The organism is Pseudomonas sp. FG47, assembly GCF_057809115.1.
On sequence record NZ_JBMDJI010000041.1, the window covers coordinates 1 to 20,211 of the forward strand.

At 63.4% G+C, this 20,211-nt stretch carries 17 protein-coding genes; 9 read left to right on the forward strand and 8 right to left on the reverse strand.

The window, feature by feature from the left end; genetic code table 11:
- On the forward strand, positions 1–325 hold a 325-nt coding region (locus ACODS5_RS21335), incomplete at its 5' end, for a hypothetical protein (RefSeq protein WP_489109605.1).
- 220 nt (positions 326–545) lie between these two features.
- Here the strand turns inward: ACODS5_RS21335 and ACODS5_RS21340 are convergent.
- The gene (locus ACODS5_RS21340; RefSeq protein WP_489109606.1) at positions 546–1,766 is read right to left on the reverse strand and encodes a CaiB/BaiF CoA transferase family protein; all 1,221 of its coding nucleotides are present in this window, start codon (positions 1,764–1,766) and stop codon (positions 546–548) included.
- Between the two features lie 15 nt (positions 1,767–1,781).
- Positions 1,782–2,963 (reverse strand): acyl-CoA dehydrogenase, encoded by a 1,182-nt coding sequence (locus ACODS5_RS21345; protein WP_134689222.1) that lies wholly within the window; start codon positions 2,961–2,963, stop codon positions 1,782–1,784.
- Positions 2,964–3,127: 164 nt separating this feature from the next.
- On the opposite strand from ACODS5_RS21345, the gene ACODS5_RS21350 reads away from it, so the two are divergent.
- The 5 genes from ACODS5_RS21350 (at position 3,128) to scpC (ending at position 9,038) form a co-directional block, all read left to right on the forward strand.
- Positions 3,128–4,027: a LysR family transcriptional regulator gene (locus tag ACODS5_RS21350; protein ID WP_167659417.1), complete on the forward strand. Its 900-nt coding sequence runs from the start codon at positions 3,128–3,130 to the stop codon at positions 4,025–4,027.
- A gap of 437 nt (positions 4,028–4,464) precedes the next feature.
- Positions 4,465–5,586, forward strand: a complete 1,122-nt coding sequence (locus ACODS5_RS21355; RefSeq protein ID WP_134689220.1) for a Re/Si-specific NAD(P)(+) transhydrogenase subunit alpha — start codon at positions 4,465–4,467, stop codon at positions 5,584–5,586.
- Positions 5,587–5,597: 11 nt separating this feature from the next.
- A complete protein-coding gene (locus ACODS5_RS21360) occupies positions 5,598–5,912 on the forward strand; it encodes an NAD(P) transhydrogenase subunit alpha part 2 (protein WP_023631272.1) in 315 nt (104 codons plus the stop codon).
- 2 nt (positions 5,913–5,914) lie between these two features.
- Complete coding sequence (locus ACODS5_RS21365; RefSeq protein ID WP_134689219.1) at positions 5,915–7,351, forward strand: NAD(P)(+) transhydrogenase (Re/Si-specific) subunit beta; 1,437 nt, start codon at positions 5,915–5,917, stop codon at positions 7,349–7,351.
- A gap of 193 nt (positions 7,352–7,544) precedes the next feature.
- Entirely contained in the window at positions 7,545–9,038 is a 1,494-nt protein-coding gene (gene scpC / locus ACODS5_RS21370; protein WP_023631270.1) for a succinyl-CoA:acetate CoA-transferase ScpC, read from the forward strand.
- 103 nt (positions 9,039–9,141) lie between these two features.
- On the opposite strand, the gene ACODS5_RS21375 is transcribed toward scpC, so the two are convergent.
- Positions 9,142–10,809 carry a putative bifunctional diguanylate cyclase/phosphodiesterase gene (locus tag ACODS5_RS21375; protein ID WP_489109607.1) on the reverse strand — a complete coding sequence of 556 codons (1,668 nt, stop codon included), beginning with the start codon at positions 10,807–10,809 and terminating at the stop codon, positions 9,142–9,144.
- Between the two features lie 256 nt (positions 10,810–11,065).
- Here ACODS5_RS21375 and rep point away from each other — a divergent pair, with 256 nt between their 5' ends.
- On the forward strand, positions 11,066–13,075 hold the full coding sequence (gene rep, locus ACODS5_RS21380; RefSeq protein ID WP_134689217.1) for a DNA helicase Rep: 2,010 nt from the start codon (positions 11,066–11,068) through the stop codon (positions 13,073–13,075).
- A gap of 64 nt (positions 13,076–13,139) precedes the next feature.
- Positions 13,140–13,712 carry a xanthine phosphoribosyltransferase gene (locus ACODS5_RS21385; protein ID WP_011536381.1) on the forward strand — a complete coding sequence of 191 codons (573 nt, stop codon included), beginning with the start codon at positions 13,140–13,142 and terminating at the stop codon, positions 13,710–13,712.
- A 107-nt stretch (positions 13,713–13,819) separates the two neighbouring features.
- Here the strand turns inward: ACODS5_RS21385 and ACODS5_RS21390 are convergent, their stop codons facing one another.
- The 5 genes from ACODS5_RS21390 to dadA form a co-directional block, all read right to left on the reverse strand.
- Positions 13,820–15,679 (reverse strand): acetyl-CoA hydrolase/transferase C-terminal domain-containing protein, encoded by a 1,860-nt coding sequence (locus tag ACODS5_RS21390; RefSeq protein ID WP_489109608.1) that lies wholly within the window; start codon positions 15,677–15,679, stop codon positions 13,820–13,822.
- A 150-nt stretch (positions 15,680–15,829) separates the two neighbouring features.
- Positions 15,830–16,234 (reverse strand): c-type cytochrome, encoded by a 405-nt coding sequence (locus tag ACODS5_RS21395; RefSeq protein WP_489109615.1) that lies wholly within the window; start codon positions 16,232–16,234, stop codon positions 15,830–15,832.
- A 154-nt stretch (positions 16,235–16,388) separates the two neighbouring features.
- Positions 16,389–16,937 (reverse strand): cupin domain-containing protein, encoded by a 549-nt coding sequence (locus ACODS5_RS21400; protein WP_134689215.1) that lies wholly within the window; start codon positions 16,935–16,937, stop codon positions 16,389–16,391.
- Between the two features lie 108 nt (positions 16,938–17,045).
- A complete protein-coding gene (gene alr, locus ACODS5_RS21405) occupies positions 17,046–18,119 on the reverse strand; it encodes an alanine racemase (protein WP_134689214.1) in 1,074 nt (357 codons plus the stop codon).
- Positions 18,120–18,261: 142 nt separating this feature from the next.
- Positions 18,262–19,563, reverse strand: a complete 1,302-nt coding sequence (dadA, locus tag ACODS5_RS21410; protein ID WP_134689213.1) for a D-amino acid dehydrogenase — start codon at positions 19,561–19,563, stop codon at positions 18,262–18,264.
- Positions 19,564–19,718: 155 nt separating this feature from the next.
- On the opposite strand from dadA, the gene dadR reads away from it, so the two are divergent.
- The gene (gene dadR / locus ACODS5_RS21415) at positions 19,719–20,207 is read left to right on the forward strand and encodes a transcriptional regulator DadR (RefSeq protein ID WP_003258963.1); all 489 of its coding nucleotides are present in this window, start codon (positions 19,719–19,721) and stop codon (positions 20,205–20,207) included.
- The last annotated feature ends 4 nt before the right edge of the window (positions 20,208–20,211 follow it).

The window sequence follows — 20,211 nt, forward strand, 5'->3', positions numbered from 1 at the left end:
CGCATTCTACGCTAACCTCATTTCGTGTCAAGCGTTTATTTTGAAGTTTTTCGTTCAACTTCAAACACTTGACTCGCTGCGATCTCTCGTAGCGGGAGGCGAATCATACAGCGTTACAACCTGCTGTCAACACCTTTTTCACCGCTTTCGATTTGAAACCGAAGCCCTTGCAGCCACTTCGAACTCGCTTAACTCGTTGAATCTCAAGGAGTTTCGCGTTCCGTTGTCGCTGGAAGTGGGGCGCATTATAAGGGGATCTGGAAGCGCGTCAACCTTTAATTTCAAGAAAATGAAATATTTAGCGAAAAGACCGCGTCAGGACTGACAGGGGCCCGCCACAAGCCTTGCAGCGCCTAGCAGATCGAGCGCCGCGCGGGCGGCGCTCGATCTACCAGGCGCTGAATGCCTAACGGCGGACACCTCTCAAAGCCAACCCAATCTCAAGACAGACCCTACCGGCCCCAACACCTATCTATATGACCCCCAAAAAACAAAACCGGGGAGACCTCCCAGCCTCCCCGCTATCTCCTACCTATATAGAAGCCTCAAACCACCCCTGCCTCCCGCAACCGCTGCACACCCCCCGCAACCAGCCCCAACACATCCCCCAACACCGCCTCGGTATGCTCCCCCAGCAACGGTGGCGCCAGGCGATACTCCACCGGCGTATCCGACAGCCGGAGCGGGCTGGCCACCTGCGGCACACTGCCCGCCAGCGGATGCGGGACATTCACCGCCAGCCCCCGCGCCAACACCTGCGGGTCCTGGAACATCTGCGCCAGGTCATTGATCGGCCCACAAGGCACGCCTGCTTGCTCCAAAGCCGCCACCCACTCAGCCGTGGTCTTGAACACCGTCGCCTGGCGAATCAGCGGAATCAGCTCCGCGCGGTTGGCCACTCGCTGCTTATTAGTAGAGAAGCGCGGGTCATCCGCCCACTGCGCCTGCCCCGCCACCTCGGCAAACTTGCGGAACTGCCCGTCGTTGCCCACGGTAAGAATGAAGTTGCCATCCGCCGTCGGGAAATCCTGGTAAGGCACGATATTCGGATGCGCATTGCCCAGCCTGCGCGGCGGCGTACCGGTGGTGAGATAGTTCATCGCCTGGTTCGCCAGGCAGGCCACCTGCACATCCAGCAACGCCATATCGATGTGCTGGCCAACTCCAGCCTGGTCACGATGGGCCAACGCCGCCAGGATCGCCACGGTGGAATACAAGCCGGTAAGGATGTCGGTCAGTGCCACCCCCACCTTCATCGGCCCGGCACCCTCCTCGCCCTCCGGGCGCCCGGTGAGGCTCATCAAGCCGCCCAACCCCTGGATCATGAAGTCGTAGCCGGCGCGCTTGGCATAGGGCCCGGTCTGGCCAAAGCCGGTGATCGAGCAATAGACCAGCTTCGGGTTGACGGCCTTGAGGCTGGCGTAATCGAGCCCATAAGCCGCCAGGCCGCCCACCTTGAAGTTTTCGATGACCACATCCGATTTCGCCGCCAACTCACGCACCAGGCGCTGGCCTTCGGGCTGGGTGAAGTCGATGGTCACCGACCGCTTGTTGCGGTTGGCCGAAAGGTAGTAGGCCGCCTCGCTGGTGTTCTCGCCCTGGGCATCGCGCAGAAATGGCGGCCCCCAGGACCGCGTATCATCTCCTGCCCCCGGGCGCTCGACCTTGATCACGTCAGCCCCGAGGTCGGCAAGAATCTGGCCTGACCAAGGGCCAGCCAATACCCGGGAAAGATCCAGCACCCGCAGATGGGAAAGCGCGCCCATGGTCTGGCTCCTCTATTAATAGAACGCCTGGATACCGGTCTGTGCACGCCCGAGGATCAGCGCATGCACGTCATGGGTACCTTCGTAGGTGTTGACCACCTCGAGGTTGACCAGGTGGCGGGCCACGCCGAACTCGTCGGAGATACCGTTGCCACCCAGCATGTCACGCGCCAGACGAGCGATGTCCAGGGCCTTGCCGCAGGAATTGCGCTTCATGATCGAGGTGATCTCGACCGCTGCGCTACCTTCATCCTTCATGCGCCCCAGACGCAGGCAGCCTTGCAGCGCCAGGGTGATCTCGGTCTGCATGTCGGCCAGCTTCTTCTGGATCAGCTGGTTGGCAGCCAGCGGGCGACCGAACTGCTGACGGTCCAGGGTGTACTGGCGCGCGGTGTGCCAGCAGGCTTCGGCAGCACCCAGGGCGCCCCAGGAGATACCGTAGCGGGCTGAGTTCAGGCAGGTGAACGGGCCTTTCAAGCCGCGCACATCGGGGAAGATGTTCTCTTCCGGCACGAACACGTTGTCCATGACGATTTCACCGGTGATCGAGGCGCGCAGCCCGACCTTGCCGTGGATCGCCGGTGCGCTGAGGCCCTGCCAGCCCTTTTCCAGGACAAAACCGCGGATATCGCCGGCATCATCCTTGGCCCAGACCACGAACACGTCGGCGATCGGGCTGTTGGTGATCCACATCTTCGCGCCCGTCAGACGGTAGCCGCCATCGACCTTGCGCGCCCGAGTGATCATCGAGCCCGGGTCGGAACCATGGTTGGGTTCGGTCAGGCCGAAGCAACCGATCCATTCGCCGCTGGCCAGCTTCGGCAGGTACTTCTGCTTCTGTGCCTCGGTGCCGAACTCGTTGATCGGCACCATCACCAGCGACGATTGCACGCTCATCATCGAGCGGTAGCCGGAGTCGATACGCTCCACCTCGCGGGCGATCAGGCCGTAGCACACGTAGTTCAGGCCACTGCCGCCGTACTGCTCGGGAATGGTCGCGCCGAGCAAGCCGACTTCACCCATCTCACGGAAAATCGCCGGGTCGGTCTGCTCATGGCGGAACGCCTCCAGCACACGGGGTGCCAGCTTGTCCTGGGCGAACTGATAGGCGCTGTCTCGGACCATGCGCTCTTCCTCAGTGAGCTGCTGGTCGAGCAGCAGCGGGTCGATCCAGTTGAAGCTTGCTTTACCGGCCATGTGCGAATTCCTCAAACGGTGGGAAACGAATTGTTGCGCTGCATTGATCCTAGGCCTGATCGGGCAGCAGAACAAACGAGGATTGCGCACCGTTTAGTGATATTTTCTCACTCCGTGAACAGTCAAAAGCCATAGTTAACGGCGAACAAGTGAGGTTGACGTACATGCGCCGCAAGATCCCCAGCACCACCGCCCTGGTTTGCTTCGAGGCCGCGGCGCGCCACGAGAGCTTTACCAAGGCCGCCCACGAGCTGGCCCTGACCCAAGGCGCCGTCTGTCGACAGATCGGCGGGCTGGAAACCTTCCTCAATGTGGAACTGTTCCGGCGTTCGCGCCGAGGCGTGAAGCTGACCGAAGCCGGCCTGTCGTACAGCCGCCAGGTAGCCGCACAGCTGGATGCGGTGGAGCGCGACACCCTGTCGGTGATGCGTCAGCAAGGCGCCAACGTGATCGAATTGGCGGTGGTACCTACCTTCGGCACCCAGTGGTTGTTGCCACGCCTGAAGGACTTCCAGCAGCGCCATCCGGAGGTCACGGTCAACCTGACCAACCGCACCCGCCCGTTCCTGTTCGCCGACACCGCCTTCGATGCCGCCATCTATTTCGGCGACGCCGACTGGTCGGGCACCCAGGCGCACCGGTTGATGGGCGAGAACCCGATGCCGGTCTGCAGCCCGGCGCTGCTAGCCGGGCTGGATGGCCTCGATGCAGAGCGCATCGCTGAACTGCCGCTACTGCAGCAGACCACTCGCCCCTACGCCTGGCGACAATGGTTCGACAGCCTGGGCATGAGCGTCGAACGGGACATGACCGGCCCTCGCTACGAACTGTTCTCGATGCTGGCCCAGGCCGCCATGCATGAGATGGGGATCGCGCTGATCCCACCATTCCTGATCCAGCGCGAGCTGCTGGAAGGTCGACTGGTGGTCGCTAACAGGCATGCCCTGGCCAGCGACAAGGCCTACCATCTGATGATCCCCGAGCGAAAGGTGGAGTCCGCCTCGCTGCGGGCTTTCCGCGACTGGCTGGTGGCGCAGGCGCAGCGATACACCGCCGAAAACTAGCGCGGAAGAGGATAAGCTGACCTCGTAGTCAATTATTTTTAACGCCTACAGATATATGGATTTGTCGCAAATCCGTAATCTGTTCCGTTCCTCCTGAAAAACGCAGCAACCCTAGTTACTGCGCGGGTTTGCAGCTTATTTTGCGACATTCAGCAAACCGACAACGAAAACAGCGAAATATTTTTCAGTTTTTCTCCTAAGCTCCGCATAGTGCGTGCTTGACGGGCCGAAACCGTATCGTTGCGACATACGGTCACAGGGTGACTTGTAGTTTTAACTTCGTTTCGCTTCAGAACCGGTTGAAGGCCCTATGGTTCGTCTGCAAAATGCCTTCCCGCCCCGGATTCGGCGGGGTCGTGCTCTACGACCGCCCAGCCGCACCAGCCGAAGTGCGCTGGTTCCTATAAAGACAAAAGGTCACCGCAGGAGACAAAGTCGTGCACATTGGTGTTCCTCTCGAGACGCAGACGGGTGAGACAAGGGTCGCCGCGACCCCGGAAACCATCAAGAAACTGGTTGGCCAGGGCCATCAGGTCACCGTGCAACGGGGGGCAGGGCTCAAGGCCAGCATTCCGGACAGTGCCTATGAGGCCGTTGGCGCCAACTTGGGCGAAGCCGCCGACGCCTTTGGCGCGCAGCTGGTGCTCAAGGTGGCCGCGCCCAGCGACCAGGAACTGGCGCTGATCAACAGCACCAGCCTGCTGGCGGGCATGCTCAATCCGTTCAACAACGAACTGATCGCCAAGATGGCCGAGCGCGGCATCACCGCCTTCGCCCTGGAAGCCGCACCACGCACCTCGCGCGCCCAGAGCCTCGACGTGCTGTCGTCGCAGGCCAACATCGCCGGTTACAAGGCCGTGTTGCTGGCCGCCCACCACTACCCGCGCTTCATGCCCATGCTGATGACCGCCGCCGGCACCGTTAAGGCCGCCCGCGTGCTGATTCTCGGTGCCGGCGTGGCCGGCCTGCAGGCCATCGCCACGGCCAAGCGCCTGGGCGCGGTGATCGAGGCGTCCGACGTGCGCCCGGCGGTGAAGGAGCAGATCGAGTCGCTCGGCGCCAAGTTCATCGACGTGCCCTACGAGACCGACGAGGAACGTGAGTGCGCCGAAGGCGTGGGCGGCTACGCCCGGCCGATGCCGGCCAGCTGGATGCAGCGCCAGGCCCAGGCCGTGCACGAGCGTGCCAAGCAGGCGGACATCGTCATCACCACCGCGCTGATCCCCGGACGCAAGGCACCGACCCTGCTCAGCGCCGACACCGTGGCGCAGATGAAGCCCGGTTCGGTGGTCATCGACCTGGCCGCGGCCCAGGGCGGCAACTGCCCGCTGACCGTGGCCGACCAAGTGGTAATGGAGAACGGCGTGACCATCGTCGGCCCGACCAACCTGCCAGCCCAGCTCGGTGCCGATGCCTCGGCGCTGTACGCACGCAACCTGCTGGACTTCATGAAGCTGCTGTTCGACAAGGACGGCAACCTGGTCATCAACCTCGAAGACGACATCGTCGCCGCGTGCCTGATGTGCCGCGACGGCCAGGTCGTGCGCAAGAACGGCTGAGGAGCACGACAATGGAAGACATGCTGATTTCCCACGGCATCTACAACCTGATCATCTTCGTGCTGGCCATCTACGTGGGCTACCACGTGGTATGGAACGTCACCCCGGCCCTGCACACCCCGCTGATGGCCGTCACCAACGCCATTTCCGCGATCGTCATCGTCGGCGCCATGCTGGCCGCGGCGCTGACCGTCACCCCAGCCGGCAAGGTGATGGGCACCCTGGCCGTGGCACTGGCCGCGGTCAACGTGTTCGGTGGCTTCCTGGTCACCCGCCGCATGCTTGAGATGTTCAAGAAGAAAACCAAGAACGAGGGGCAGAAGTAAGCATGAGCATGAATCTGGTAACGCTTCTGTATCTGGTCGCCTCGGTCTGCTTCATCCAGGCGCTCAAGGGCCTCTCGCACCCGACCACCTCAAGGCGCGGCAACCTGTTCGGCATGATCGGCATGGGCATCGCGATCCTCACCACGGTCGGTCTTATTTATAAGCTCGGAGCCGAGCTCGCCACGGCCGGCATTGGCTACGTGATCATCGGCCTGCTGGTCGGCGGCACCGCCGGTTCGATCATGGCCAAGCGCGTCGAGATGACCAAGATGCCCGAGCTGGTGGCCTTCATGCACAGCATGATCGGCCTGGCAGCGGTGTTCATCGCCATCGCCGCGGTGCTCGAACCACAGTCGCTGGGCATCGTCGCCGCCATCAGCGACCCGATCCCCACCGGCAACCGCCTGGAACTGTTCCTCGGCGCGGCGATCGGTGCCATCACCTTCTCGGGCTCGGTGATCGCCTTCGGCAAGCTGTCGGGCAAGTACAAGTTCCGCCTGTTCCAAGGCGCACCAGTACAGTTCGCCGGGCAGCACAAGCTGAACCTGATCCTGGGCCTGGCCACCATCGCCCTGGGGCTGCTGTTCACCTTCACCGGCCACTACAGCGCCTTCACCTTGATGCTGGCCCTGGCCTTCATCATGGGCGTGCTGATCATCATCCCGATCGGCGGCGCCGACATGCCGGTGGTAGTGTCGATGCTCAACAGCTATTCGGGCTGGGCGGCCGCCGGTATCGGCTTCTCGCTGAACAACTCGATGCTGATCATCGCCGGCTCCCTGGTGGGCTCCAGCGGTGCGATCCTCTCGTACATCATGTGCAAGGCGATGAACCGTTCGTTCTTCAACGTGATCCTCGGTGGCTTCGGTGCCGACGTCGATGCCGGTGCCGCCACGGGCTCGAAAGAACAGCGCCCGGTGAAGTCCGGCTCGGCCGACGACGCTACCTTCCTGCTGAGCAATGCCGACAGCGTGATCATCGTTCCCGGCTACGGCCTGGCGGTGGCCCGTGCCCAGCACGCGCTCAAGGAACTGACCGAGAAGCTGACCCACAACGGCGTGACCGTGAAGTACGCGATCCACCCGGTGGCAGGCCGCATGCCCGGGCACATGAACGTGCTGCTGGCCGAGGCCGAGGTGCCGTACGACCAGGTGTTCGAGATGGAGGACATCAACGCCGAGTTCGGCCAGGCCGACGTGGTGCTGGTGCTGGGCGCCAACGACGTGGTCAACCCGGCGGCGAAGAACGATCCGAAGTCGCCGATCGCCGGCATGCCGATCCTCGAAGCTTTCAAGGCCAAGACCATCATCGTCAACAAGCGCTCCATGGCCAGCGGCTATGCCGGCCTGGACAACGAGTTGTTCTACCTGGACAAGACCATGATGGTGTTCGGTGACGCCAAAAAGGTCATCGAGGACATGGTCAAGGCTGTGGAGTAGCTTCGAGCAGCACATCGCGACCGCTTGTACCAGACAAACCCCGGGAAGCCATTTCCGGGGTTTGTCGCATTTGCCTGATCCAGATCAACGGCTCTATTTCCGGGCCGCTCATACGACCATGGTCGCGGGACGGCACCGGGCGAAATCTCTAGACTGCGCTTCCAGTAGCTTCAGTAGCCTGAGATAACAATCCATGTACCGTGATCGTATCCGCTTGTCCTCCCTGCACAGCAAGGTAATGAGTGCGGCTGATGCCGCTGGCCTGATCGAGGACGGCATGACCGTCGGCATGAGCGGTTTCACCCGCGCCGGCGAAGCCAAGGCCGTGCCCCACGCCCTGGCCGAGCGCGCCAAGCAGTCGCCGCTGAAGATCAGCCTGATGACCGGCGCCAGCCTGGGCAACGACCTCGACAAACAACTGACCGAAGCCGGCGTGCTCGCCCGGCGGATGCCGTTCCAGGTCGACAGCACCCTGCGCAAGGCCATCAACGACGGCAAGGTGATGTTCATCGACCAGCACCTGTCGGAAACCGTCGAGCAATTGCGCAACAAACAGCTGACCCTGCCGGACATCGCGGTCATCGAAGCGGTGGCGATCACCGAGCAGGGCCATATCGTGCCGACCACCTCCGTCGGCAACTCGGCCAGCTTCGCGATCTTCGCCAAGCAGGTCATAGTCGAGATCAACCTGTCGCACAACGCCAACCTCGAAGGCCTGCACGACATCTACATCCCGACCTACCGCCCGACCCGCACGCCGATCCCGCTGGTGAAAGTCGACGACCGCATCGGCAGCACCGCGATCCCGATCGACCCGGCCAAGATCGTCGGCATCGTCATCAGCGACCAGCCGGACTCGCCCTCCACCGTGCTGCCGCCTGACCACGAAACCCAGGGCATCGCCGACCACCTGATCGCCTTCCTCAAGGGCGAGGTGGACGCCGGGCGCATGAGCAACAATCTCGGCCCGTTGCAGGCCGGCATCGGTAGCATCGCCAACGCCGTGATGTGCGGCCTGATCGAGTCGCCGTTCGAAAACCTGACCATGTACTCCGAAGTGCTGCAGGACTCGACCTTCGACCTGATCGACGCCGGCAAGCTGAGCTTCGCCTCGGGCAGCTCGATCACCCTGTCGAGCCGCCGCAACGCCGACGTGTTCGGCAACCTGGAGCGCTACAAGGACAAGCTGGTGCTGCGTCCGCAGGAAATCTCCAACCACCCTGAAGTGGTGCGTCGCTTAGGCATCATCGGCATCAACACGGCGTTGGAGTTCGACATCTACGGCAACGTCAACTCCACCCACGTCTGCGGCACCAAGATGATGAACGGCATCGGTGGTTCGGGCGACTTCGCCCGCAACGCTCACCTGGCGATCTTCGTCACCAAGTCGATCGCCAAGGGCGGCGCGATCTCCAGCGTGGTGCCGATGGTCAGCCACGTCGACCACACCGAGCATGATGTGGACATCCTGGTGACCGAGGTGGGCCTGGCCGACCTGCGCGGCCTGGCACCACGCGAGCGTGCCCGGGTGATCATCGACAACTGCGTGCACCCGGACTACCGCGCGGCGCTCAACGACTACTTCGAACGCGCCTGTCAGCGCGGCGGGCACACTCCGCACATCCTGCGCGAAGCGCTGAGCTGGCACGAGAACCTGGAAGAAACCGGGCGCATGCTGGCCGGCTGAAACCAGTTCGCCAGCAAGGCTGGCTCCTACAGCTTGAGACCTGCCTCAAGCTGTAGGAGCCAGCCTTGCTGGCGAACCAGGCGGCACGGGATCACCTTGGCGTTTACTGGGTCTGCACCAGGCTCGGGCTCGGTACCTGCAACAGGTACTCGATCAACTCCCCCACCGGCAACGGCCGGCTCACCAGGAAGCCCTGCACCTGGTCGCAGCCAAACGCCCGCAGCAACGCCAGCTGCGCTTCACTCTCCACCCCTTCGGCAACCACCTCCAGGTTGAGGTTGTGCGCCAGGTTGATCATGGCGTGCACCAGCTTGGCGTTTTCCTCGCGCTGCTCCATGCCGCCGACAAAGCTGCGATCGACCTTGAGCAAGGTGATCGGCAAGCTGTTCAGGTGCACGAACGAAGAGAACCCGGTGCCGAAGTCATCCAGCGAAAAACGCACACCCAGGCGGCCCAGGGCATCCATGGTCTGGCGCACCAGTTCGTTACGGCGCATCACCGCCGTTTCGGTCAATTCGAACTCCAGCCAGCGCGCGTCCACGCCATGCTCGACGATCAGCCGGCTCAGGGTCGCCAACAGCTGGCTGTCCTGGAACTGGCGGAAGCTCAGGTTCACCGCCATGTGCAACGGCGCCAGGCCATGCTCGCGCAGGGCCTGCATATCGCTCAGCGCGCGGGAGATGACCCAGTAGCCCAGCGGCACGATCAACCCGCTCTGCTCGGCCAGCGGCACGAACTCGGCGGGCGGCAACAGGCCGCGCTCAGGATGGTTCCAGCGCACCAGGGCCTCGAGGCCGACGAGGCACCCATCGGCCAGGTTCAGCCGTGGCTGATAGTGCAGCTCCAGTTCGTCACGGCGCAGGGCGCGGCGCAGCTCGCTCTCCAGGTCGGCGAGGCTGCGGGCATTGCGGTTGATCCGTTCGTTGAACACGTGGAAGGTGCAGCCTTGGCTGCCCTTGGCCTGGCGCATGGCGATGTGCGCATGCCACATCAAGGGGTCGGCGCCAGCCTGGGCGCGGGCATGGGCGATGCCCAGGCTGCAGCCGAGCAGCAGGCTCTCGCCGTCGATCCAATAGGGTTCGGTCAGTGCCTCGATGATCCGCTCGGCCATCCATTCGGCGCGGCTGGCGTCGCGGCGGGTATCGATCAGCAGGGCGAACTCGTCGCTGCCCAGGCGCGCCAACTGGTCGCCGGCTTCCAGCTGCTTCTTCAGGCGGGCGACCACCTGCAGGATCAAGCGGTCGCCGCCCTGATGGCCGAGCGCATCGTTGACGTGGCGAAAATTGTCGAGGTCCAGATGACCCAGCGCCAGGCCGCGGCCATCGTTCTCGGCCAGGCGCGCGGTGAGCAGTGCCTGGAAGCCCTGGCGGTTGGCGATGCCGGTCAACGGATCCTGCTCGGCCAAGCGCTGCAAGGTGGCGACCAGCACACCGCGCTCGCGGACATGGCGCAAGGAACGGCGCAGGGTATCGGTGCTCAGTTGCGCCAGCACCAGCCAGTCGCTCACGCCCACTGGTGCGCTGGCCGGCTCCTGCTCCAGCAGCAGGATGGTCGGTAGCTCGCAGCGCCCCGGAGCCGGCTGCAGGGCCGGGGTAGCCAGCACCACCGCCTGGCGGTCATGGGCGAACAGGCTGTCCACCGCCGCCCAGTTCGGCGCGGTCAGCAGCACGACGCTGCCGTCCAGCGGCTGCAGGCACTCGCGCAACTGCACGGCCCATTCCGGCTCATCGGCCAACAGCAGCAAACGCAGGGGTTCGACAGGCGTGGACAAGCGGGCTCCTTAGACGAGGGCGGTGAAACGACGAGCGCGGGCCATCCTACCCGAATAAGTGGAAATGATTTTCACTTTTAATCATTGCCTGTCCATGGCCGCCATCCCGACGCAATTTGACGTGCATCCTGCGCGAAAGTAGCAGAAGCGGCAAATCCGATTCGCGCCCTGCATCACACTGTCAGACGGTCGCGCATTAAAGGCCCCATGCCTGCTAGAATGCGCGGCTATTTTCTGGTGACCCCCGGTTTCTAGCATGTCCCGACTCAATCCCCGGCAACAGGAAGCCCGTGACTACGTCGGCGGCCCTCTTTTGGTGCTCGCCGGTGCAGGCTCCGGCAAGACCAGCGTAATCACGCGCAAGATTGCCCATCTTATCCAGAACTGCGGCATCCGCGCCCAGTACATCGTCGCCATGACCTTCACCAACAAGGCCGCGCGCGAGATGAAGGAGCGGGTCGGCACCCTGCTGCGTCCGGGGGAAGGCCGGGGCCTGACCGTGTGTACCTTCCACAACCTGGGCCTGAACATCATCCGCAAGGAGCACGAGCGCCTGGGCTACAAGCCGGGGTTCTCGATCTTCGATGAGTCCGACATCAAGGCGTTGCTGTCGGACATCATGCAGAAGGAATATTCCGGCGACGACGGCATCGACGAGATCAAGAACATGATCGGTGCCTGGAAGAACGACCTGATCCTGCCACCCGAGGCCCTGGAAAAGGCGCGCAACCCGCGCGAGCAGACCGCCGCCATCGTCTACACCCACTACCAGCGCACGCTCAAGGCGTTCAACGCGGTGGACTTCGACGACCTGATCCTGCAACCGGTCAAGCTGTTCCAGGAACACCCCGACGTGCTCGAGCGCTGGCAGAACCGCGTGCGCTACCTGCTGGTGGACGAATACCAGGACACCAACGCCAGCCAGTACCTGCTGGTAAAGATGCTGATCGGTATGCGCAACCAGTTCACCGTGGTCGGCGACGACGACCAGTCGATCTACGCCTGGCGTGGCGCGCGCCCGGAAAACCTGATGCTGCTCAAGGAGGACTACCCCTCCCTGAAAGTAGTGATGCTCGAGCAGAACTACCGCTCCACCAGCCGCATCCTGCGCTGCGCCAACGTGCTGATCGCCAACAACCCCCACGAGTTCGAGAAACAACTGTGGAGCGAGATGGGCGTGGGCGACGAGATCCGCGTGATCCGCTGCAAGAACGAGGAAGCCGAGGCCGAACGCGTGGCCATGGAGATCCTCACCCTGCACTTGCGCACCAACCGCCCATACAGCGACTTCGCCATCCTTTACCGCGGCAACTACCAGGCCAAGCTGATCGAACTTAAGCTGCAGCACCACCAGGTGCCGTATCGCCTTTCGGGCGGCAACAGCTTCTTCGGCCGCCAGGAGGTCAAGGACCTGATGGCCTACCTGCGCCTGCTGGTGAACCCGGACGACGACAACGCCTACCTGCGCGTCATCAACGTGCCGCGCCGCGAGATCGGCTCGACCACCCTGGAAAAGCTCGGCAACTATTCCACCGAACGCGGCATCTCGATGTACGCCGCCAGCGAGGAGCTGGGCCTGGGCGAGCACCTGGACGCCCGCTACACCGAGCGCCTGCAGCGCTTCAAGCACTGGCTCGACGGGGTCCGCCACAAAGTCGCCCTGGACGATCCGATCGCCGCGCTGCACGAGATGATCCGCGACATCGACTACGAGAACTGGATCCGCCAGCAGACCGCCAGCGACAAGGCCGCGGAGTTTCGCATCAGCAACGTCTGGTTCCTGGTCGAAGCACTGAAGAACACCCTCGAGAAGGACGAAGAGGGTGACATGACCATCGAGGACGCCATCGGCAAGCTGGTGCTGCGCGACATGCTCGAGCGCCAGCAGGAAGAGGAAGAGAACGCCGAGGGCGTGCAGATGATGACCCTGCACGCCTCCAAGGGCCTGGAGTTCCCTTACGTGTTCATCATGGGCATGGAGGAGGAGATCCTCCCCCACCGCTCGAGCATCGAGGCCGACACCATCGAGGAAGAACGCCGCCTGGCCTACGTGGGCATCACCCGCGCGCGCCAGACCCTGGCTTTCACCTATGCCGCCAAGCGCAAGCAGTACGGCGAAATCATCGACTGCACGCCGAGCCGGTTCCTCGACGAACTGCCGCCGGACGACCTGGCCTGGGAAGGCCTGGACGATGCGCCCGTGGAAGTCAAAGCCGCGCGCGGCAACAACGCGCTGGCCGATATCCGGGCCATGCTCAAACGCTGATCAACCATTACTCTTTAACTTTGCCGCTTCTAGCGGCCACCTTTGCTACATCGAGGAATAAACAGTGGAAGCACTGCAGCAGAAGATTCGCGAAGAAGGCATCGTGCTTTCCGACCAGGTACTCAAAGTCGATGCGTTTCTAAACCACCAGATCGACCCTGCCCTGATGCAGCTGATCGGTGACGAGTTCGCTCGCCTGTTCGCCGACTCGGGCGTGACCAAGATCGTCACCATCGAAGCCTCGGGTATCGCCCCGGCGGTGATGACCGGCCTGAAGCTGGGCGTGCCGGTGATTTTCGCCCGCAAGCACCAATCGCTGACCCTGACCGAAAACCTGCTGACTGCCTCGGTGTACTCCTTCACCAAGCAGACCGAGAACACCGTGGCCATCTCGCCGCGCCACCTCAACAGCAGCGACCGCGTGCTGGTGATCGACGACTTCCTGGCCAACGGCAAGGCGTCCCAGGCGCTGATCTCGATCATCAAGCAGGCCGGCGCCACCGTGGCCGGCCTGGGCATCGTCATCGAGAAGTCGTTCCAGGGCGGCCGCGCCGAGCTGGACAGCCAGGGCTACCGCGTCGAGTCGCTGGCTCGAGTCAAGTCGCTGGAAGGCGGCGTGGTCACTTTCATCGAGTGATGTCGCCTGCTCCGGCCACTTCGCCGGCAAGCCGGCTCCTACAGGTGATCGCATTCCCGCGTAGGAGCCAGCCTTGCTGGCGATGGGCTGCGCAGCAGCCCCGGCAATCACCGGGTTGCCGCCAACCCTGCCAGCAGCAACCGCTGGTATAGCTCCTCCTTCAGCCCCTGCGGCTGCACAAGCCCCATGCGCGCCAACTGCGCCGCATAGGCCTCGGGCGCCGGTGCCTCCAGCGCCGCCTTGCCCAACTCCAGCGCCTCGCTGAGCTTGAACTTGCTCTTGAGCCAATTCAGCGCCCGCAACAAGTCACGCTCCTCGGCCGTGAAATCGCTGCCCAACGGATATTCCGGGAACAATCGCGCATGCCGCGCGCGGGTTGCCTCCAGGCGCTCGGGAGTGTTGTCGGTATAGCGCTCATCCAGCATGAAGTCCTTGGCCAGCTTGCCCGCCGCCTTGGCTCGCTCCATCAGCTCGCGCTGAAAACGAGAGTCACTGATCGCCAGCAACCGCGCAATCACCTCGCTGTCGGTCTGCCCGCGCAGGTCGGCGATGCCGTATTCGGTGATCACGATATCTCGCAAGTGCCGGGGTATGGTGCAGTGGCCGTAGGTCCAGTAAAGGTTGGAGGTCACCTCGCCCCCGGCCTCGCGCCAGCTACGCAACAACAGGATCGAGCGACCGCCCTCGAGCGCGTGCCCCTGAGCCACGAAGTTGTACTGCCCGCCCACGCCGCTGAGCACCCGGCCATCTTCGAGCTGGTCGGCGACACCAGCACCCAGCAAGGTCATGCCGAATACCGTATTGATGAAGCGCGCATCCCAGCGCTGACGGCGCTTGCGCTCTTCCTGGCCGTACAGCTCGTTGATGTAGCTGATGGCGGTCATGGCGAAGCGTGCGCGCTGCTCCAGCGGCATCTCGCGCAGACGCTGGTAGAACGCCCGTGGGCCAAGGAAGAAGCCGCCATGCACCAGCACGCCGTGCTCGTCGGCCGGGCGGCGCACCACACCGGCTTCGGCCAGGGCAAGCAACCCGTTGACGAACATTTCGCTGCAGCCATACAGCCCCTGGGCGAAGGTATCCAGCCCCCCTTCCCGCTCGATCAGTGCCTGCCATGGGCCGACATCCAGCTCATCGAGCAGCGCACGATAGCCTTCGTTGTCGCCCTGGCGTGCCAGCAGCGCCGCCGCCACCGCATCGCCCATGGCGCCGATGCCAATCTGCAGCGTGCCGCCGTCGCGCACCAGGGTGCTGGCATGCAGGCCGATGCAATGGTCCTGGGTATTCACCGGCATGTTTGGCGTGGAGAACAACCGGCGACTTTCGGGCAGGTCGATCAGCAGGTCGAACTGTTCCAGGCCCAGCTCCGCGTCCCCTGGCATGTAGGGCAGTTGGTCATGGATCTGGCCAAGCACCAGGATGGTCTCGCCCTCAGCGCGGCGCCGGGCGATCATCGGCAGCAGGTCGAGGGTGATGTCGGGGTTGCAAGACAGGCTCAGGTGATCGCGCCGCTCGGGCGTGGCCGCCACCAGCTGCGCAATCAGGTTCAGCCCCTTGGCGTTGATATCCCGTGCGGCGTGACTGTAGTTGCTGCTGACGTAGTCCTGCTGGGCCGCGTCGCTGTGCAGCAGGCTACCGGGTTGCATGAAGAACTGCTCGACGCGGATGTTTGGCGGGAGCTTGTCGCCACGCAGATCGGCCAGGTAGGTGAGCTCCTCATAGTCGGCGAATACACGCTCGACGAAAGGCTCAAGGAAACGCCGTTGCAAGCCATCGCCCAACGGTGGGCGGCCGAGGGACAGGGCGGTATAGATGGTCAGACGACGCTCAGGCAACTCGCGGATGCGGGCATACAGCGCGTTGACGAAGGCGTTGGGTTTGCCCAGGCCAAGCGGCAGGCCCATGTGAATATGACTGGGCAGCCTGGCCAGGGCCTGTTCGACAGCCTGGTCGATGGAGCAGCGATACATCTGGGCCTCCTGAGTCATCCGTGGGTTCAGGGGTTGGACACAAGTCGCAGCGGGTTGGTTGCCTGTTCCGGGCCTATCGCTGGGCCATCTGAGCCCGAAAAAAACAAAAGCCCGCCAACAATGGCGGGCTTTACGCGAATCAGATCAGGCTCACAGCCCGGACATCTTCTTGATCGCACCCTTCAGGTCATCATCCGAGCAGTCCGCGCAGGTGCCCTTCGGTGGCATGGCGTTGATCCCGGTGATGGCCTTGGCCAGGATGCCGTCGAGGCCGCCCTGGTGGTCGGCGCGCTCTTTCCAGGCGGCGGTGTCGCCAATCTTGGGCGCGTTCAGCAGGCCGGTGCCATGGCAGGCATTGCAATGCTTGGCGATAATTTCGTCCGGCGTCTTGGCAGCGCCGCCGCCGGCAGTGGCGACCACTTCCATGCCCTTGCATTCCTGGCCCTGCACGCACACCTGGCCCACCGGCTCTAGCCGCTTGGCGATGTCGTCGTTGGTTGCAGCGGTTGCGCTCATTGCCCAAAGGGCGAATACAGCTGCTGGTACGGCCAGCATCTTCTTGATTTGGTTCACGCGAACACCCTCATGGTGGCTAATCACGCCCGCGGCCACGGAATTGCGAGCGTTGAAAAGTATAGCGGGAACCCAGAAGGCGTGAAACGACCACACTCAGGGAAAGGGTATTGGCGAATCAATGCACTGCGCTGGATCAAAAGTTCGACGGGGTGGCGGCGCTGATCAGCCGGGCCGGCTCGGCGAACGGATTGCGGAAACGGTGCGGGCGGGTGCTTTCGAAGTAGTAGCTGTCGCCGGCTTCGAGAATGAAGATCTCGGTGCCGACCACCAGCTCCAGGCGGCCCTCGAGGAGGATGCCGGTCTCTTCGCCATCATGGGTGAGCATTTCTGCACCGGTATCGGCGCCCGGCGGGTAGACCTCGGTGAGGAACGCGATGGCGCGGTTGGGGTGCGACTTGCCGACCAGCTTCATGGTCACCGCGCCGTCGGAGATGTCGATCAGCTCATGGGCCTTGTAGACGATCTGAGTCGGGCTTTCCGGCGCCAGCTCCACCGAGAAGAACTCGACCATGGACATGGGAATGCCGCTGAGCACCTTGCGCAGGGAGCTGATCGACGGGCTCACGCTGTTCTTCTCGATCATCGAGATGGTGCTGTTGGTCACCCCCGCGCGCTTGGCGAGTTCGCGCTGGGACAGGCCCTTGAGCTTGCGGATGGCTTGCAGTCGTTCACCGACGTCCAAAGCGGGAGCCTCCTGAAACGGTCGAGGTGGGGGAAGTGTGAACGATATGATGGCAATGCCGTTCAGTATTTACAACACACAGCCCCGCAGCCTGTCCGCTTCAGCGCCTTATTCGCCGATATAGTCCAGTGGCACGCGCTTGAGATTGCAGAAGATCTGGTACGGAATGGTCCCCGCCTGCATCGCCACGTCGCTGGCCAGCACTTGCTTGCCCCACAGCTCGACCGGGCTGCCGACGGTGGCCTCGGGCACCTCGGTGAGGTCGACGCAGAGCATGTCCATCGATACCCGCCCGATCAGCTGGGCGCGCTTGCCGGCCACCACCACCGGAGTGCCAGTCGGTGCCTGGCGCGGGTAGCCATCGGCATAGCCCATGGCAACCACGCCGACCCGGGTCGGGCGCGGGCTGATGAACTTGGCGCCGTAGCCAACCGGCTCTCCGGCAGGCAGTTCGCGCACGCTGATGATCCGCGATTGCAGGGTCATCACCGGCTGCAGACGGGTAGCCTCGGCCTGTGCCACCTCGAAGGGGGTGGCGCCGTAGAGCATGATGCCCGGGCGTACCCAGTCGCTCTTGATGCTCGGCCAGCCGAGCACGGCCGGCGAGTTGCGCAGGCTGCATTCGGCGGCCAGGCCCTGGCGAGCGGCCTCGAACACCGCGACCTGCGCCTCGGTGGCGGCGGCGTCCAGTTCATCGGCGCGGGCGAAGTGGCTCATCAGCACGATGCGCGAAACCTTGCCGCTGGCCAGCAGACGCTGGTAGGCGTCATGGTAGTCCTTGGGGTGAATACCGACCCGATGCATGCCGGTGTCCAGCTTCAGCCAGAAGGTCAGCGGCTTGTGCACCTGCGTCTTTTCAATCGCTTCGAGCTGCCAGGGCGAATGCACCACGCACCACAGGTCATGCTCGGCGATCAGCGCCAGCTCGCTGGCCTCGAAGAAGCCTTCGAGCAACAGTACTGGTGCCTTGATGCCCGCCGCGCGCAGCTCCAGCGCCTCCTCGATGCAGGCCACGGCAAAGCCGTCGGCCTCGGTTTCCAGGGCCAGGGCGCACCGCACCGCGCCATGGCCATAGGCATCGGCCTTGACCACGGCCAATGCCTTGGCGCCGGTCAGCTCACGGGCCAGGCGGTAGTTGTGTCGGAGGGCTTGGAGGTCGATCAGGGCACGGGCGGGGCGCATGGCGGCAGCCTTTTGAAGTGTTCTGGTGTTAATGGGTGGAGCATACCGGCCCTATCGCGGAGCAAGCCCGCTCCCACATTGGCCGGTTGAGCCTGAGTGGGCGTGAGCTTGTCCCGCGATAGAGCCAGTACCGTCGAAGCGCTTACTGGTGCGCAGGCGCGGCATGACCGTGCTTGGCCACTTCCCGGTTGTTGCCGTAGCGGGAAATGTCCAGGCCTTCGGCACTGATCTGCGGTTTCTTGCGCGCGATCAGGTCAGCCAGCAGGCGGCCGGAACCACAGGCCATGGTCCAGCCCAGAGTGCCGTGACCGGTGTTGAGGAACAGGTTACGGAACTTGGTCGCCCCGACGATCGGGGTGCCGTCCGGGGTGGCCGGGCGCAGGCCGGTCCAGAAGCTCGCCTGGCTCAGGTCGCCGCCGCGAGGATAAAGGTCGTTGACGATCATCTCCAGCGTTTCGCGTCGACGCGGGTTCAGCGACAGGTCAAAACCGGCGATTTCAGCCATGCCACCAACACGGATGCGGTTGTCGAAACGGGTAATGGCGACCTTGTAGGTCTCGTCGAGGATGGTCGAGGTCGGTGCCATGTCGCCATTGGTGATCGGCACGGTCAGCGAGTAGCCCTTGAGCGGGTATACCGGCGCCTTGATGCCCAGCGGCTTGAGCATTTGCGGCGAGTAGCTGCCCAGCGCCAGCACGTAGCGGTCGGCGGTTTCCAGCTTGCCGTCGATCCACACGCCGTTGATGCGATCACCAGCGAAGTCCAGGCGCTGGATATCCTGGCCGAAACGGAATTCGACACCCAGCTTGATGGCCATCTCGGCGAGCTTGGTGGTGAACAGCTGGCAGTCGCCGGTCTGGTCGTTGGGCAGGCGCAGGGCGCCGGCCAGGATGTCCTTGACGCCGGCCAGGGCCGGTTCGACGCGGGCGATGCCATCGCGGTCGAGCAACTCGTAAGGCACGCCGGACTGCTCGAGCACGGCGATATCCTTGGCCGCGGCATCCACCTGGGCCTGGGTGCGGAACAGCTGGGTGGTGCCCAGGCTGCGGTTCTCGTAGGCGATGCCGGTTTCGCCGCGCAGTTCGTCGAGGCAGTCGCGGCTGTACTCGGACAGGCGCACCATGCGCTCCTTGTTCACCGCGTAACGGCTGGCGGTGCAGTTGCGCAGCATCTGCGCCATCCACAGGTACTGGTCGACATCGCCGGTCAACTTGATGGCCAGGGGCGCGTGGCGCTCGAGCAGCCACTTGACGGCCTTGAGCGGCACGCCTGGGGCGGCCCAGGGCGAGGCATAGCCGGGCGAGATCTGGCCGGCGTTGGCAAAGCTGGTTTCCATGGCTACCGCCGGTTGGCGGTCGACCACCGTCACCTCGAAACCTTGCCGGGCCAGATAGTAGGCACTGGCGGTTCCGATGACACCGCTACCAAGTACCAGCACTCGCATTGTTCATCCCTCGCACGCGGCTCGCCGCAGTCTTTTGTTGATATGGCATGGATGCGCGCATTGTATGAACTAGAGCCCAGTGCAATTCACTATATAAACGCCTATATTTGGCGAGAATTCTCGGCAATATCGCCTTTCACGGAGGGGCATCCCCTATGAGAACCCAGCACCAGAGCAAGCGTGAACTGGACAAGATCGACCGCAACATCCTGCGGATCCTGCAGAATGACGGGCGCATCTCGTTCACCGAACTGGGCGAGAAAGTCGGGCTGTCCACCACCCCCTGCACCGAGCGCGTACGGCGCCTGGAGCGCGAGGGGATCATCATGGGCTACAACGCCCGCCTCAACCCGCAGCACTTGAAGGGCAGCCTGCTGGTGTTCGTCGAGATCAGCCTGGACTACAAATCCGGCGATACCTTCGAAGAGTTCCGCCGCGCGGTACTCAAGCTGCCCCATGTGCTGGAATGCCACCTGGTGTCGGGGGACTTCGATTACCTGGTGAAAGCTCGCATTTCGGAAATGGCCTCGTACCGCAAGCTACTCGGCGACATCCTGCTCAAGCTGCCGCATGTGCGTGAGTCGAAGAGCTACATCGTGATGGAGGAAGTCAAAGAGAGCCTGTGCCTGCCGATTCCGGACTGAAGCC